Annotated in this window: 13 protein-coding genes; 6 read left to right on the forward strand and 7 right to left on the reverse strand. The window is 69.4% G+C overall.

Translation table 11 applies throughout. The features are described 5' to 3' along the window. The first annotated feature begins 2 nt into the window (after nt 1–2). Nucleotides 3–1,148, forward strand: coding sequence for an alpha/beta hydrolase family protein (locus NBRGI_RS21430; protein WP_029899044.1), 1,146 nt, complete (start codon nt 3–5; stop codon nt 1,146–1,148). A gap of 4 nt (nt 1,149–1,152) precedes the next feature. Here the strand turns inward: NBRGI_RS21430 and NBRGI_RS21435 are convergent, their stop codons facing one another. Next, a complete protein-coding gene (locus tag NBRGI_RS21435; RefSeq protein WP_029899046.1) occupies nt 1,153–2,040 on the reverse strand; it encodes a helix-turn-helix domain-containing protein in 888 nt (295 codons plus the stop codon). 303 nt (nt 2,041–2,343) lie between these two features. Between NBRGI_RS21435 and NBRGI_RS21440 the strand changes: the two genes are divergently transcribed. Both NBRGI_RS21440 and NBRGI_RS21445 read left to right on the forward strand, forming a co-directional pair. Then, nucleotides 2,344–3,534 carry a sensor histidine kinase gene (locus NBRGI_RS21440; protein ID WP_029899048.1) on the forward strand — a complete coding sequence of 397 codons (1,191 nt, stop codon included), beginning with the start codon at nt 2,344–2,346 and terminating at the stop codon, nt 3,532–3,534. Further along, a complete protein-coding gene (locus NBRGI_RS21445) occupies nt 3,531–4,184 on the forward strand; it encodes a response regulator (RefSeq protein ID WP_029899049.1) in 654 nt (217 codons plus the stop codon). The genes NBRGI_RS21440 and NBRGI_RS21445 overlap by 4 nt, the downstream gene beginning before the upstream one ends. 1 nt (nt 4,185) lies before the next feature. On the opposite strand, the gene NBRGI_RS21450 is transcribed toward NBRGI_RS21445, so the two are convergent. From NBRGI_RS21450 to NBRGI_RS21460, 3 genes are all read right to left on the reverse strand, one after another. Then, nucleotides 4,186–5,754 carry an alpha/beta hydrolase gene (locus tag NBRGI_RS21450; RefSeq protein ID WP_029899050.1) on the reverse strand — a complete coding sequence of 523 codons (1,569 nt, stop codon included), beginning with the start codon at nt 5,752–5,754 and terminating at the stop codon, nt 4,186–4,188. Nucleotides 5,755–5,933: 179 nt separating this feature from the next. Then, nucleotides 5,934–6,767 (reverse strand): hypothetical protein, encoded by an 834-nt coding sequence (locus NBRGI_RS21455; RefSeq protein WP_148310894.1) that lies wholly within the window; start codon nt 6,765–6,767, stop codon nt 5,934–5,936. Nucleotides 6,768–6,919: 152 nt separating this feature from the next. Next, a complete protein-coding gene (locus NBRGI_RS21460) occupies nt 6,920–7,342 on the reverse strand; it encodes an SgcJ/EcaC family oxidoreductase (protein ID WP_029899052.1) in 423 nt (140 codons plus the stop codon). A gap of 126 nt (nt 7,343–7,468) precedes the next feature. Between NBRGI_RS21460 and NBRGI_RS21465 the strand changes: the two genes are divergently transcribed. Then, a complete protein-coding gene (locus NBRGI_RS21465) occupies nt 7,469–8,095 on the forward strand; it encodes a LysE family translocator (RefSeq protein ID WP_235211041.1) in 627 nt (208 codons plus the stop codon). A 10-nt stretch (nt 8,096–8,105) separates the two neighbouring features. On the opposite strand, the gene proS is transcribed toward NBRGI_RS21465, so the two are convergent. Then, the gene (gene proS / locus NBRGI_RS21470) at nt 8,106–9,545 is read right to left on the reverse strand and encodes a proline--tRNA ligase (RefSeq protein ID WP_029899054.1); all 1,440 of its coding nucleotides are present in this window, start codon (nt 9,543–9,545) and stop codon (nt 8,106–8,108) included. Nucleotides 9,546–9,555: 10 nt separating this feature from the next. After that, the gene (locus tag NBRGI_RS21475) at nt 9,556–10,194 is read right to left on the reverse strand and encodes a DJ-1/PfpI family protein (RefSeq protein ID WP_029899055.1); all 639 of its coding nucleotides are present in this window, start codon (nt 10,192–10,194) and stop codon (nt 9,556–9,558) included. A gap of 62 nt (nt 10,195–10,256) precedes the next feature. On the opposite strand from NBRGI_RS21475, the gene NBRGI_RS21480 reads away from it, so the two are divergent. Further along, complete coding sequence (locus NBRGI_RS21480; protein ID WP_029899056.1) at nt 10,257–11,594, forward strand: aminotransferase-like domain-containing protein; 1,338 nt, start codon at nt 10,257–10,259, stop codon at nt 11,592–11,594. 257 nt (nt 11,595–11,851) lie between these two features. Here the strand turns inward: NBRGI_RS21480 and NBRGI_RS21485 are convergent, their stop codons facing one another. Continuing rightward, a complete protein-coding gene (locus tag NBRGI_RS21485) occupies nt 11,852–12,760 on the reverse strand; it encodes a LysR family transcriptional regulator (protein WP_029899057.1) in 909 nt (302 codons plus the stop codon). Nucleotides 12,761–12,835: 75 nt separating this feature from the next. Between NBRGI_RS21485 and NBRGI_RS21490 the strand changes: the two genes are divergently transcribed. Then, on the forward strand, nt 12,836–14,353 hold the full coding sequence (locus NBRGI_RS21490; protein WP_029899058.1) for an MFS transporter: 1,518 nt from the start codon (nt 12,836–12,838) through the stop codon (nt 14,351–14,353). Nucleotides 14,354–14,642 lie beyond the last annotated feature (289 nt).

The following is a 14,642-nucleotide window of genomic DNA, read 5'->3' on the forward strand; positions in this document are numbered from 1 at the left end:
CCATGCGCAGAGCCGTTGCCCTCGTACTCGCCTTGACCGCTACCCTCGCGGTCGCGGCCTGTTCGCCCGGTGCTGCGGACCAACCGGCCACTGCGTCGGTCACCGCCGCGCAGCTCGGTCGGTTGCCCACGCCCACAGGGCAATTCGCGATCGGGCGGGACGTGCTGCAGCTGGTCGATCCCGCCCGGGACGATCCGTGGACACCCGGCACACCGCGTGAACTCATGGTCAGCGTGTACTACCCGGCGCGAGCCGGCGCAGGGGCGTTCGAGCCGTACGCCAGCGCCGCCGAGATCCCGGCACTGCTCACGAATTCGGCGCTCGATCAGCAGATCCCCGCCGAAACCCTGTCTGCTGTACGCACGCACAGCATCGCGGGCGCGCAGCCCGTGGACGGCACGTACCCGCTCGTCGTGCTGTCGCCGGGTCTCACCGCGCCGCGCTACACACTCACCGCGTTGGCCGAGGAACTGACCAGTCGTGGCTATATCGTCGCAGCGGTCGACCACGCGGGCGAATCGTTCGGCACCGAGTTCCCGGACGGCCGCTTGTCGACTTGCGTGGTGTGCCAACGCATCGAGGCAGGTCTACCGCTGTCGGCGGTGGTCGAGACCAGGGCCCGCGACGTGACGTTCCTGCTGGATCGGCTCACCGGCGCGCAGCCGAGCTGGACGCATGCACGGATGATCGACACCGACCGGATCGGGATGGCCGGGCACTCCCTCGGCGGTGCCGCCGCGGCCGCTGCCATGGCCGCCGATCCGCGGGTGCGCGCCGGGGTGAACATGGACGGGAGTTTCTTCGACGACACCTCCGCACCGGGAGTGGGCGATCGGCCCTTCCTGCTGTTCGGCACCGACGCCGAAACCCGCCCCGGCGGCCAGGATTCGAGCTGGGACCGCGCCTGGTCCGCGCTGCGCGGCTGGAAGCGCTGGCTGACCGTCGTCGGCGCCGATCACAATTCCTTCCTCGACACCCCGGCACTGCTCGGCGCCGAGGACGCACCCGCGCTGCCGGGCCACCGTGCCGTCGAGATCACCCGCGCCTACGTCGCCGCGTTCTTCGATCAGCAACTGCGCGCGCTGCCGCAGCCATTGCTCGACGGCGCGGACCCCGCGTTCCCGGAGATCCGCTCGTACACCCCGTGACGGACTACAGCGCCTCGGCGGCGGCGATCAGCAGCTCACGGGACCGATCCGGCTGCTCGGCCTGTACCGCGAGGCGGTCCATCACCTCGCGGTAGAGCTGCAGGTCTTCCCGGCGGTCCAGGTAGAGCGCGCTGGTCAGCTGTTCCAGGTAGACGATGTCGGGCAGTTCGCGTTCGGTGAAGCGGAGCATGGTGAACGAGCTGCCCGCGGCCGGGTGCCCGCCGGCCTGATAGGGCAGCACCTGGATGGTCACGTTGCGCTTGTCCGACATCGTCACCAGATGCCGGATCTGGTTGCGCAGCACGCTGCGGCCGCCGATCGGACGATGCAGCACGGCCTCGTCCAGCACCGCCCAGAGCGCCGGTCCGTTCTCGATGTCCAGGATCTCCCGGCGCCTGCGGCGTAACTCCACCCGCCGGGTCGCCTCGGCGTTGTGATGGCTGACCGCGATCACCGCATGGGTGTACTCGTCGGTCTGCAGCAGACCGGGAACGAGCTGGCCTTCGAAGGTTCTGATCGTCTGCGCGGCGCCTTCGAGCCCGAGGTACGTCTCGAACCAGGACGGGAGCAGATCGTTGTAGCTGTGCCACCAGCCGGGCTGATTGGCCCCGCGCGCCAGGTCGACCAGTATCGCGCGCTGGTCCGGATCCATGACGCCGTACAGGGTCAGCAGATCGAGGATGTCGCGTTCCTTGAAACCGGTGCGGCCGAGTTCGAGGCGGCTGATCTTGGCGTGCGATCCGCGGATATAGTCGCCCGCGGCTTCACGCGTGATGCCGCACTGCTCGCGCAGTGCGCGCAACTGAGCGCCGACCGCGATCCGCAGCGCCGTCGGTCCGCGGTCGGCGACCCGTGGGTCGACACCGCCGAACCGTCCCGGTTCCGTGATCATGAACTCCTACTCCGCTGCTCGAAAAAGCCGACAGTATGATGCACGCGTCTGAGCACCGCTACGCAAACCGTGGCCATTTTCGATCGTAGACCCCTAGGTTCCAGTTTTACCGTAACTTTCGCTGGACTTCCCCGGCGAATTCGGTTGTCCGGTGCGTCGCCCCGCGTGGCGCGCGATCGATCGGCTATCGGTGCGTACCGGATCGGCCGGTGGGGCGGATATGCCCTGCGGCGTACGGACTGTGGCGTCTAGGTCATCCTGCGGACAGAGGTGGCGCGACACCGCGAGATCTAGGGTGGTCGGGTGGTCGACGAGCGGGTGGTGGGATGGCTGCGCCGGCGCACGGCGCTGGTGGACGCCGGGACGGCCGGGCTCCTCGTCCTCGTCAGCGTGCTGTTCGGGTTGTTGATCGATGCCGATGCCGCCTACTTCACGCTGTCGATGCTGGTGCTCGCCCCGTTGGTGGTGCGGCGGCGGTGGCCCGAAGCGGCGGCGCTCACCGTGGCGGCCGTGGCCTTCGCGCAGTGGTGCGCGGTGCGCGACACCACGGGCGCGCTGCCCGCCGATATCGCCGTGCCGATCGTGGTGTACACCCTCGCCGCGCACAGCCGGCGACTGTGGAGCCGAACGGGATTGGTCGTCGGGCTGGCCGGATCGGTGCTCGGCGGCTGGAGCTGGCCGCAGCTGCCGATGTCGGCCCTGGCACACGTGCTCGTCGGCGGTTTTCTGGCCAGCACGGTGCTGGCGGCTTGGCTGGGCGGCGCGTGGCAGCGCGCCCGGCGCGGCGAATTCCGCGCGCTGGCCGAACACGCCGCCCTGCTCGAGCGCACCCGGGACGAGCGTGCCCGGCTCGCGGTGCTGTCCGAGCGCACCAGGATCGCGCGCGATATGCACGACATCCTCGCGCACTCGCTGGCGGTGATCGTCGCGCAAGCCGACGGCGGCCGCTATGCCGCGCGGGCGACCCCGCAGTCCGCGATCGACGCCTTGCAGGCCATCGGCGACCAGGGCAGGCGGGCACTGGCCGAGACCCGCCGTGCCATCGGCGTGCTGCGCGAGGACACCGGGACGGATCCGGATCCGGATCCGGCTCCACGCGTGGGTGTTTCGGATATCGGCAGACTGGTCGAAGAGGTCCGTGCTGCGGGTGTGCCGGTGGCCCTGGAACTAGAGCTGCCGTGCGGGCTGACCGATTCAGGGGTGGGGCTGGTGGTCTATCGGATCGTCCAGGAGGGGTTGACGAATGTCGTCAAGCACGCCGGACCCGGTGCGCGCGCCGAGGTTTCGGTGCGGCAGGAACGGAATTGGCTGCAGGTCAGCGTCGGGGACGACGGTTCGGCCGGGCGGAGTTCGGGCAGTGCGGGTTACGGCTTGATCGGCATGCGCGAACGAGTCGAAGCCTACGGCGGCGAGCTCGAACTCCGGCCACGTACGGGGACGGACGGGCATCTGCTGTCCGCGCGAATCCCGTTGCGGGCCGGGCGGTTCGAATGATCACCGTATTGCTGGTCGAGGACCAGGCGCTGGTGCGGGCCGGGTTCCGGATGGTGGTGGACTCCCAGCCGGACCTGTGCGTGATCGGCGAGGCGGGCGACGGGGTGCACGGTGTCGCCGAGGCCGCGCGGCTCGGTCCCGACGTCGTGGTGATGGATGTGCGCATGCCGCGGCTGGACGGCATCGCGGCCACCCGGCAACTGCTGGCGCGTGCGCACCCGCCGAAAGTGCTGGTGCTGACCACCTACGATCTCGACGACTACGCGGTGGCCGCGGTGCGCGCGGGCGCCAGCGGGTTCCTGCTCAAAGACGCGCCGCCGGAGCAGTTCCTGTCCGCCGTCCGATCGGTGCACGCCGGAGACGCCGTGCTGGCCGCCTCGACGACCAGGCGCCTGCTCGACCGGCTCGCACCGCCGATCGATCCCGCCGCCCGCCGGCTGGTGGCGACGCTGACCGAGCGGGAGACCGCGGTATTGCGGGTGCTGGCGCGGGGGCTGTCCAACGCCGAGATCGCGACGGTGCTCGCGGTCGGCGAGGGAACCGTGAAAACCCATGTGCGGCATATCCTTACCAAACTCGGGGTACGCGACCGGGTGCAGGCGGTGATCGTCGCCCACGAAGCCGGGCTGCGACAGCCCGGCTCGCGCTGACTCAATCGCGTTCGCACACCGCGTCGGCGGCGGGGAGCGTGCCGTTGAGCAGATAGTCGTCGACCGCGGCGTCCAGGCACGCAGCGGGGTCGAACAGGTACACGCCGTGGCGGAACGCGTTCGCCAGCGTGAGCGACCGGGCACCGGGCAGGGCGCGGCGCATCGCCTGCTGTCCGGCCATCGGCGCCACCGGATCGCCGGCCGCGCCGATGAGCAGCGCCGCATGCGGGTTACCGATCTCGACAGCGGGTTCGGCGGGCGCCGTCGGCCACATCGCACACGGTGTGAGGTGCCGGGCCAGCGCCCCGAACATCGGTTCCGCGTCGCGATGCCGCTGGATATCGGTGAAGTAGGCTTCGGTGTCGCGGGCGGGGCGGTCGGCGCACTGGTTGGCCACCGTTGCGCTGAAACCGAATTCGGGTATCGAGGAGGTCTCGGCGTACAGCGCGAGCTTCTGCGCCAGGCCCGGCGCGAGGTCGGCGGCGCGACCGCGGACGGCGTCGCGCAACGTGCCCACCTGCCTGCTGAACTCGGCGTAGTACTCGTCGGAGTCGTCGACGGTCAACAGCAGGCCCGGCACCATATCGGCGGTGATCGTCAGCCCGCCGAGCGAGATCGGCTGCGCGGCGATCGCGCGGACCAGCTCCGCGACCGACCGCAGAACGGCTTGTTCGGTTGTGCCCCAATCGAATTCGCCGTCGTGCGTGGACACCCAGCGCGCCCAGTCCGCGAGGGCGGCCGCGGTGGCGGGGGCCGCGGACCTGGTCAGGTCCGGGCCCGGTGCGGCCGGGTCCAGAGCGCTGTCGAGCACCACCCGATCGACGCGCTCGCCGAACAGCTGCAGGTACACCGCGCCCAGATACGTTCCCCAGGACCAGCCGAGATAGGAGATCTTCGGCTCACCCAGCAGCGTGCGCAACAGATCGGTGTCGCGGGCGACGGCTCGCGTCGACGCGTGGGGGAGCAGGGCCCGCTGTGGTGCGCAGCGGGCGGCCAGGTCGCGAGCCGTCTGTACGGTGCGGTCGAAATCTGCCCGGTCACGCGGCGCGGCCTGGGCGATGCCCAGGTAGGCGCCGGTGGGCCAGCCGCAGTCCAGCGGCGAGCTGGCACCGAAGAACCGGGGGTCCATGCCGACCAGGTCGTAGCGTTCGGCGAGCGCCGACGTGGCCGGATGGCCGCCTTCGGGTCCGTCCACCAGGATCGCGACGCCGTCCCGGGACGGTCCGGGGCCGCCCGTCTGTACCAGCAGGGTGCCCAAGCGGTGCGCGGTATCGGTGGCGGTACGTCGTGCGACGGCGATGGACAGTGCGGGACCGCTCGGATCGGCATAGTCCAACGGCGCCCGGAACTCTCCGCATTCCGCGCCGACAGCCGCCAAGCGCAGGCCCACCTCGTCGTCCGGTCCGGTGCGGCAGTCGTGCCAGTGGATCACCTGTTCCCGCAACGTATTCGGCACTGCGTGCGCGGTCGGACGGGGGTTGTCTGCCCCGCCGCAAGCCGTCGGTATCATCGAGGCGATCACCACGGAGAACGCCAGTGCCGCCGTGTCGGCACGGCCGTGTGCGCGCATCAAAACCTCGCTGTCAGTAGAGCTTCCATCGCACATAGGCGACGTGACCCGCCGGAGTGGCAGGCGCTCTGCTGAACGCTAGATTTTCGTGCCCACGGTCGGCGTCTACCGGACGGCCGAATTCGGCCTGCGCGGTCTCACCCGTTCGGCATACGTCCCGTGCTCGTCCGGGTGACGGTTCAGTCCGCGCGGCAGGTCGCCGGTGCGGTGTCGGGCGCTTTGTCGGCCACCGATCGCAGCACCGGGCCGAGGACCGGGCGCAAGCGGGACCAGGGCACCTGCACGCACGGATAGCCGTACACGTAGACGCCGGTGTCGATATGGATCTGCACGCCCGTGGGGGTGGGCACCCAGTTCGCGTAGTTCCGTTCCGTCGGTTGCAGCGCGTCGGTGATGGTCCTGCTGTCGGCCAGCTGCGGATGCACTGCGCGGGTCGCTTCCGTGGTGGCCCTGGCCAATTCGGCGAGGCCGGTGGCAGCGTCGGTGAACAGGTCGCCGATCAGGATCGGCCGTGCGGTGCGGCTGTCGGTGGTGATGGTGCCCAGGATCTTGGTGGGATGCGCCGCGTCTTTGAAGATGAGCAGACCCGACACCACTTCGCTGACCGTGCTCTCGGTGCTGAAGATCTCGCCGTTGGTCGAGACGGCGCGCTGGCGTTCATCGTCCCCGCCGTTCACCAGGTCGACCTGTTCCTTGACATAGGTGCGCACGCCGCGGTTGAACACCTCGCTCACCCGCGCATCGCCGCCGGACAGCTCCAGCGAGGCTGCCTGATCGGTAGTGCCGACGCCGTTGGGCACCTCGACCCGCCGGACCGTGTAGGTCGACCCGCCGGAGGTGATCTCGGCCGGATCGGCAGGTCGCGTCGGCGGTGCGGTTCCGGTGGTCGGCGGTGCGGACGAGCTCGCCGCCTGTTGCTGCGGAGCCTGCGGCGAACTGCTCGAAGCGCGGTCGCTCGCGTCGTCGGTCCCGCACGCGCCGAGCGCCACGATCAGCGTCGCACCCAACGCCATCGCGTACCTTTTCGCCGACCGCACCACAGAACCTCCTCGCTGGGGCATCGAGGCCCGACACCCGGCTGGTTCAGCACATTGTCCGGCATGAACCCGCCCACCACCGGCGAAACCTCCCGCCGCGCGTCGCGGGTATCCCGATCCGGCGCGGCCTATCCGGCCGGGGTGAAGTCGTCGAGTCCGTTCAGCCGCGTGTTGTGCGCGGCCCGGATCAGCCAGCGCCCGTCCCGCCGGACCAGCACCATGGTGACCAGGCCGCGCCGGTCCTCGCCCGCGGCCGCACCCGGCAGAATGTGATCGGGCCACGACCACTCGGTGTGCGCCAGCGCCACGCCCGGCGCGATGAGCTGAACGTCGAGCACCGTCTGCGCATAGTTCTTCTTCTGTGCCAGAACGGATTCCGGTACATCCTCGTGCCCGAGTACGTTGTCCGCGCGCGAGCGCCACCACACGCCGCGGTGCGTGATGAAGTCACAGTCCTCGGTGAAAAGCCGTCCCCACTCGCGCATCTCGTGCCGAATCCAGAGTTCGGTGGCGTGGTCGAGCAGCTGCCTTACCTCATCGATCTCGGTCATGCACCCATTGTTCGATCTCAACTATGGTTGAGGTCAATCGTCGGCGCGGAACGCGCGGCGATATGCGCGGGGTCTTCTGGAAACCCGCTACGTGGTGGCTTGCGTGATCGTTAGGGTGACGAGGTGATGTCTACAGCGCAGGCGCTCGCTCTGGGGGGCGTGGTTTTGGTGGCGGCGATGTCGCCGGGGCCGGATTTCGTGATCGTCACCCGGAGTTCGGTGCTGTCAGGGCGCCGGGCCGGGATGGCCTGTGCGGCCGGGATCGCCGCCGGCGTGTTCGGCTGGTCGGTGGTGAGCGCGCTCGGTGTGGCCGGGCTGCTCGCCGCGTCGGCGGTGGCGTTCACCGTGGTCAAGCTCATCGGGGCGGCGTACCTGATGGTGCTCGGCGTGCGCGCCCTGCTGGCCGCCCGGCGCGGCGGCTACGACGTGGCCGCCGATGCGCTGGCGAACCGGCCGGGCACGGCCGCGGCGTTCCGGCAGGGGTTGCTGACCAACCTGCTCAATCCGAAGGTCGCGGTGTTCTTCATCGCGCTGCTGCCCCAGTTCCTGCCCGCCGAACCGACTGCCGCCGACAGCATTTCGCTCGGTGTCATCGCCGCGCTGGTGTCGCTGACCTGGTTCACCGTGCTGGCGAACGTGGTCGACGCGCTACGCGGGGTATTGGCGCGGCAGTGTGTGCGCCGCGCCATCGACACCGTGATGGGCACCCTGCTGGTCGCGTTCGGCCTCCGAATCGCTTTGCAGACCAGCTGATTCGCTCCGATCAGTAGGCGCGACCGAAGATCACCCGCTTGCCGTACGTCGCGGGGGCGTCGCAGCGTACACAGTTCCCGGATGCCGAGTCCGCCTGCAAGGGAATACATCTCGGCGTGGCTGCGGTGCCGGCCTTGATGTCCTCCTCGCAGGCGGTGCTGCCGCAGTGCAGGGCCAGCGCCCAGCCGCTCGCGACTGCGTCGGCGAAATCCGCCCAGGTGTCGACGGTGCGGGTGTGGCTTTCCCGGAACTCGGTGGCCCTGGCGAGCAGCAACGCTTGGAACTCGTCCAATATCCGCGGCATGGTCTCGGGCAGCGAGTCCAGCGGAACCGCTTGCTTGCCCGCGTCGCCGAGGCGTTTCACCATCATGGCGGTGCCCGCCTCGAGGTCGCGCGGCCCGAGTTCGAGCCGGATCGGCACGCCGCGCAGTTCCCACTCGTTGTACTTGAACCCCGGGGTGAGCTGCGCCCGCGCGTCGACGTGGGTGCGCACGCCCGCCGCCCGCAGCCGGCCCGCCAGTTCCTCGGCGGCCGCCTCGACGGCGGTGTTGCCGCCGCGGGTGATCGGGACGATCACCACCTGGTGCGGTGCGAGCCGCGGCGGAAAGACCAGTCCCTTGTCGTCGCCGTGCGTCATCACGACGGCGCCGAGCATGCGCGTGGTCATACCCCAGGAAGTGGTGTGGCACAACTCCTCCCGGCCCGATTCGCCGGTGTAGCGGATGTCGAAGGCGGTCGCGAAGTTGGTGCCCATGTAATGCGACGTGCCGCACTGGAGCGCACGGCCGTCGCGCATCATGCCCTCGATGGTGTACGTGGTGACCGCGCCCGCGAAACGTTCGCCGGGGGTCTTCTCGCCCGGAATCACCGGTATCGCGGCCAGATCCCGTGCCACCTCGTGGTAGATGTCGAGGGCGAGCATGGTTTCGCGCCGGGCGTCTTCGGCGTCGGCGTGCGCGGTGTGCCCCTCCTGCCACAGGAATTCGGTCGTGCGCAGGAACATTCGCGGCCGCAGCTCCCAGCGCACCACATTGGCCCACTGGTTGAGCAGCAGGGGCAGATCGCGGTGCGAGCTGATCCACTTCGACATCATCTCGCCGATGATGGTTTCCGAGGTCGGCCGTACCACCAGCGGTTCTTCGAGTTCTTTACCGCCGGCGTGGGTGACCACGGCCAGCTCCGGGGAAAAACCCTCGACGTGTTCGGCTTCGCGGCTGAGGTAGCTTTCCGGGATCAGGAGCGGGAAATAGGCGTTCTCGTGCCCGGTGGCTTTGATGCGGCGGTCCAGTTCCGCCTGCAGTTGCTCCCATACCCGGTACCCATACGGTCGAATGACCATGGTGCCTTTGGCCGGACCCCGATCGACGAGGCCGGCCTTGAAAACGACCTCGTTGTACCAGGAAGCGAAATCCTCACTCTGGGCGGTTACCCCGCGCTCGTCCCGTGCCATGCCTCAGAGATTAGTGGGCGCGTACACCCGCACCGAGGGTGGCCGGTTCCGCCGGTAGATAGGGGGCGATATTTCCCATCGCACGTCGCACGTATTCGTCCTTTTCGCCGACAGGAGCCACGTAGTGCAAGGCGCTTTCGGCCGCCTCGATGCCGTCCAGCCGGGCGATCAGCCATGCTGCGAGATAGTGGGAGGCGAGACAGCCGCCGGCCGTCGCGATATCGCCTTTCGCGAAGAGCGGTTGTTCGAGCACGTCCACTCCGGCCGCCTGCACCCACGGTCTGGTGGTCAGGTCGGTGCAGGCGGGAATATCGTCGAGTAGCCCGAGTTTCGCCAGAATCAATGTCCCCGAACACTGTCCGGCCAACAGCTGCCGGGTCGGATCGAGCCGTAGCCGTGCCATGAGCGCCCCGTCCTCGACGACCTCGCGGGTGCGGGACCCGCTGCCGACGATCACCGCGTCCGCCGCAGCCGCCTCTTCGAGCGTGGCCATGGATTCGATCACCACGCCGTTCATCGAACGGACCCGCTCGGTAGGGCAGGCGATCGATATGCGCCGACCGGGCTTCTTGATTCGGTTCAAGACCCCGAGCGCGATGAGCGAATCGAGTTCGTTGTAACCCTCGAAAGTGAGAATGGCGATGTGCATCTCAGCACCGTAGATCGACGGCCGCAGGACAATCAAAGAATTGTCCTGCATACAATTCGAGCGTGGCGGTCTCGCGGTACAAGGCTCTGGTGGACCGGTTGGCGGCCGATATCCGCGCGGGCCGGATATCGCCGGGTACCCGGTTGCCGGCGCACCGGGAACTCGCGGCGCGGGAAAGTCTGGCCCTGGTGACGGCGACGAGGGTTTATGCCGAGCTGGAAGCGATGGGCTTGGTGAGCGGTGAGCGGGGGCGCGGCACGTTCGTCCGCGAACTCGCGCTGCCGCCCGGCCACGGCATCGACCAGCGCGCCGTCGCGACCGACGTGGTGGACCTCAACTTCAACTATCCGGCACTGCCCGGTCAGGCGGATCTGCTGCGAAACGCGTTGCGGCAGTTGGCGTCATCCGGCGATATCGAAGCCCTGCTGCGCTACCAGCCGCACGCCGGGCGCCCGCACGAGCGGGCCGCGGTGGCGCGGCACCTGAAGCGGCGTGGTGTGTCAGTGACCGCCGACCAAGTGCTGATCGTCAATGGCGCACAGCAGGGTTTGGCCGCCACGGCGATGGCGCTGCTGCGCCCCGGCGACGTGGTCGCGGTCGACGCCCTGACCTATCCGGGCTTCAAAGTCCTTGCCCGGACGCTGCATCTGGAATCGGTGCCGATCCCGGCGACCGAAGACGGCACCGATCTGGACGCGCTGGCGCGGCTGTGCGCGGCACGACGGGTGCGCGCCGTCTACACGATGCCGACGGTGCACAATCCGCTGGGCTGGGTGCTGCCGCTGGAGCAGCGCGAGCGGCTCGCCGAAATAGCCCGTCGACACGGGCTTCTCGTCATCGAGGACGCGGCGTATGCGTTCTCCGCGGTGCGGCCGCCGTCTCCGGTGGCGGCGCTCGCGCCGGAGTGCACCGTGTACGTTTCCGGATTCTCCAAGAGTGTCGCGACGGGGCTGCGTGTCGGCTTCGTCGCGGCCCCGGCCGCAGCGATGTCCGCGCTCGAACGCACGATCCGCGCGACCACCTGGAACGCGCCCGCGGTCATGACGGCGATCGCGTGCCGCTGGCTCGACGACGGCACCGTGACCCGGCTGGAGACGCGCAAGCGCGCCGACGCGCGCGCCCGGCAGGCGATCGCGCGCGATGTGCTCGCGGGACTGCCGCTGCTCGGCCACCCGTCCGCCTATTTCCTGTGGCTGCCGCTGCCGGAGCAGGTCCGAGCCGATCGGATCGTGACGGCCCTTGCCCGCGAACGCATCTCGGTGTCGGCCGCCGAGCCGTTCGCCACCACCCGGCACGTGCCGCACGCCCTGCGCCTCGCCCTCGGCTCGACCGACCCGGCGACCCTGCGCGCCGCGCTCACCACGGTGAAACAGGTCGTCGATGACCACACATATCTGTGAAAGTGCTGCTGCTCAGTCGGTTTCAGCAAGCTGGGCGCAGGACCGATACCGCGGCGATCGCCGAACTCGGTGGTGACCAGGTGCGGGGGCCTGCACAGTGTGGGGCCGGGCTGTTTCGGGTCTCAGTGGTGCGATCGGGCGGCGATGATCCGCGCCGGATCTCCGCACGGGAAGCGAAGGCGCGCAAGGTGGTTACTCTGCGTCGTCGTTGATCCGTGCCGCATCTCTGCACCGGGAAGCGAAGCCGCGCAAGGCGATTACTCCGCGTCGTCGCGGAGGGCGGCGCGGATCGTATCGCGTAACCAGCGCTGGGCCGGGTCGGCGTCGAGGCGGGCGTGCCACAGCAGGCGGACCTCGACGTCCGGCAGGTCGGCGGGGATCGGGAACCAGCGCAGGCCGAGGGCGGATCCGTGCTCCTCGGCGAGGCGCTGGGGGACCAGTCCGACATAGTGACTCGTCGAGACCAGCAACGCGGCCACCGCGGAGGTCGGCACGACGGCGGCGACATGGCGTTGCAGGCCGGCCGCGGCGAGCGCGTCGTCGAGCGGGCCGCGCTGACGGCCCCGGCGCGACGCGGAGACGTGCGGATAGTCGCACAGCTGTGACAAGGTCGGCGCGCCGTCCAGGCCGAGCGGGCTGTCGGCGCGGACGATGCCCACCACCCGTTCGCGATACAGCAGAGCCGAGCGGATATCGGGCGCCGCGACTTCGCTCGCGCCGATGTCCAGATCGACCGAGCCGTCGCGCAGCGCCTCGGCGCTCTCGCTACCCTCCGCGACGAAACGCAGCACCACACCGGGCGCCACCGCCGAGGTGGCCTCGACCGCCGCCGTCGCCAGCGTCGCGGCCACGCCGTCGTTGATCCGAATCGTGAAGGTGCGCTCCAGTTCCGCGATCGTGATCTCGCGGTCGGCGCTGATCAGCGCGGCCGCTTCGTCGAGCAGCGAACGCACCCGCGGCGCGGTGCGCAGCGCGAACGGGGTCGGCGCCAGTCCACGCCCGGCCCGCACCAGGATCGGGTCCTGCATCGCCCGGCGCAACCGGCCCAGCGCCCGGCTCGTCGCCGGAATGGACAGGTGCAGGCGCTCGGCGGCGGCGGTGACGCTGCCGTCTTGCAATAGGGCGTCGAACACGCGCAGGAGGTTGAGGTCGAGCTGCTGAGGCATGGTTGCATCATATGCAAGTAGTTGTTGTTGATATTGCGTGGCACGCATATTGCCTGCGTATCTAGCGTTCTGGCTATGTCATCGAATGTTCTGCTCCGCGATCGCGGCCAGGCTGCCCGAACCCGGCCCAGCGGGCGTCGCGGCTTGCTCGCCGTCATGTGCGCCTGTGTTGCGCTCGTCGTCGGAATGATCGCCGCGACCAATCTCGCCGTCCCCATGCTCGCCGCAAGCGAGCTGCACCCGTCCGCCTCGGCGCTCATCTGGATCGTCGACATGTACGTGATCTTCTTCGCCTGCTTGGTGATTCCCGGTGGTGCCGCCGGAGACCGGTTCGGGCGCAAGGGTGTACTGCTCGCCGGTCTCGGGTTGTTCGCGGTGGGCGCGCTGCTCTCGGCCGTCGCGCCCAGTGTGGTGGTCCTGCTCGTCGGGCGGGCGATCACCGGCGTCGGCGCCGCCGCCGTGCTGCCCAACACGCTCGCCGTGCTGTTGCACGCCGTCCCCGCCGACCGTAAAGCCGCGACAATCGCGACTTGGGCGTCGATGTCGGGCCTGGGCGGTGTCATCGGCAATGTCGGTGGCGGAGCGATTCTCTCGGGTGGATCGTGGCGCTGGTTGTTCCTCGCGGCCGTGCCCGTCACCCTGCTGCTGCTCGGGCTGGCCGCCCGGGTGGCACCCGTTTCGCCGCGGCACGAACGCCGGATCGACCCGCTCGGCACGCTCTTGTTGGTCGGCGCGTCGGTCGCGCTGCTGCTCGGCATCGTCGAAGGACCCGAGGCGGGCTGGGGAAGCGGTCTCGTCATCACGGGATTCGTGTGCGCGGCAGTGCTTTTCGTGGTGTGGACGGTGGTCGAGCTGAAAGTCGAACACCCCCTGCTCGATCCGCGGCTGTTCCGCCTGCCGCGCCTGCGCAGCGCCTGCCTCGGCATGGCCACGGTCTTCTTCGGCATGTTCGCGCTGTTCTACGTCAACGCCTCGTTCCTGCAGTACGGCAAGGGATTCAGCGTGCTGCTCACCGGACTGGGCATCCTGCCGCTGACCATCCCGATGCTCTTCGGGGCGCGCTATGTCGGCCGCCTCGTTCCGCGCATCGGCCTCGACGCCACCGTCGCGCTCGCGTTCGCGCTCGTCGGAGGCGGACTTCTCGGGTTGTCCACCAGCAGCGCGCAGACACCGTACGTCGGCTACGCCGCATGGCTGGTCGTGACGGGTGTCGGGCTGACGCTGGCCCTGCCGACGCTGTCCGGTGCGATCGCGGGTTCGCTACCGCATGCGCAAGCCGGGGTGGGGGCCGGACTACAGGCCACCACAAGGGAATTCGGCAGTGCGCTCGGTGTCGCCGTGATCGGCACGGTGCTCACCGCCCGCTTCGTCGCCGCACTGCCGCAGGACCTCCGCGCCCGGCACGACCCGCACACCGTGGCCCAGGCGCTGGCCGTGACCACTCCGGAGCACTCCGGCGACGTCGTGGCCGCGTTCGTCTCGAGCGCCGACCTCGGGTTGCGGGTGATCGGCGTCGCCGTACTCGTCCTCGGCGCACTCGTCGTCCTGGAGTCGTTAGTGTCGCGACGTGGGCGAACACACCCCGAATTGTGATCCGACCACTCCGGCGCCGCCTCATCCGCAACCGCTTCGGACCTGGACTCCACCATGATTCGCCGTGCCCACTACCCGGAGGACCGGGACGGCGTATTCGTCTGGGCCGTCCCAGCCCGATCCGGTGCGGCGGAAGCCGTGGTTTTCCAAAGAACAGGTCGAGGACGGCGTGGGCGACCTCGACCAGACGAATCGTTTCGCCCATCAACGCCGAGTGTGCCAGTGGGGACCGACAATTCGGGCACAGCGGGCGGCGATCTTGTCGCACACTGTTTATCCGATGTTCAGT

Source organism: Nocardia brasiliensis IFM 10847, assembly GCF_000710915.1.
GTDB classification, from domain to species: domain Bacteria; phylum Actinomycetota; class Actinomycetes; order Mycobacteriales; family Mycobacteriaceae; genus Nocardia; species Nocardia brasiliensis_A.

Coding starts and splice junctions, on each gene's coding strand:
- NBRGI_RS21430 (WP_029899044.1), top strand. CDS start 3: ATGCGCAGAGCCGTTGCCCTCGTACTCGCCTTGACCGCTACCCTCGCG.
- NBRGI_RS21435 (WP_029899046.1), bottom strand. CDS start 2,040: ATGATCACGGAACCGGGACGGTTCGGCGGTGTCGACCCACGGGTCGCC.
- NBRGI_RS21445 (WP_029899049.1), top strand. CDS start 3,531: ATGATCACCGTATTGCTGGTCGAGGACCAGGCGCTGGTGCGGGCCGGG.
- NBRGI_RS21450 (WP_029899050.1), bottom strand. CDS start 5,754: ATGCGCGCACACGGCCGTGCCGACACGGCGGCACTGGCGTTCTCCGTG.
- NBRGI_RS21455 (WP_148310894.1), bottom strand. CDS start 6,767: ATGGCGTTGGGTGCGACGCTGATCGTGGCGCTCGGCGCGTGCGGGACC.
- NBRGI_RS21460 (WP_029899052.1), bottom strand. CDS start 7,342: ATGACCGAGATCGATGAGGTAAGGCAGCTGCTCGACCACGCCACCGAA.
- NBRGI_RS21465 (WP_235211041.1), top strand. CDS start 7,469: ATGTCTACAGCGCAGGCGCTCGCTCTGGGGGGCGTGGTTTTGGTGGCG.
- proS (WP_029899054.1), bottom strand. CDS start 9,545: ATGGCACGGGACGAGCGCGGGGTAACCGCCCAGAGTGAGGATTTCGCT.
- NBRGI_RS21475 (WP_029899055.1), bottom strand. CDS start 10,194: ATGCACATCGCCATTCTCACTTTCGAGGGTTACAACGAACTCGATTCG.
- NBRGI_RS21485 (WP_029899057.1), bottom strand. CDS start 12,760: ATGCCTCAGCAGCTCGACCTCAACCTCCTGCGCGTGTTCGACGCCCTA.
- NBRGI_RS21490 (WP_029899058.1), top strand. CDS start 12,836: ATGTCATCGAATGTTCTGCTCCGCGATCGCGGCCAGGCTGCCCGAACC.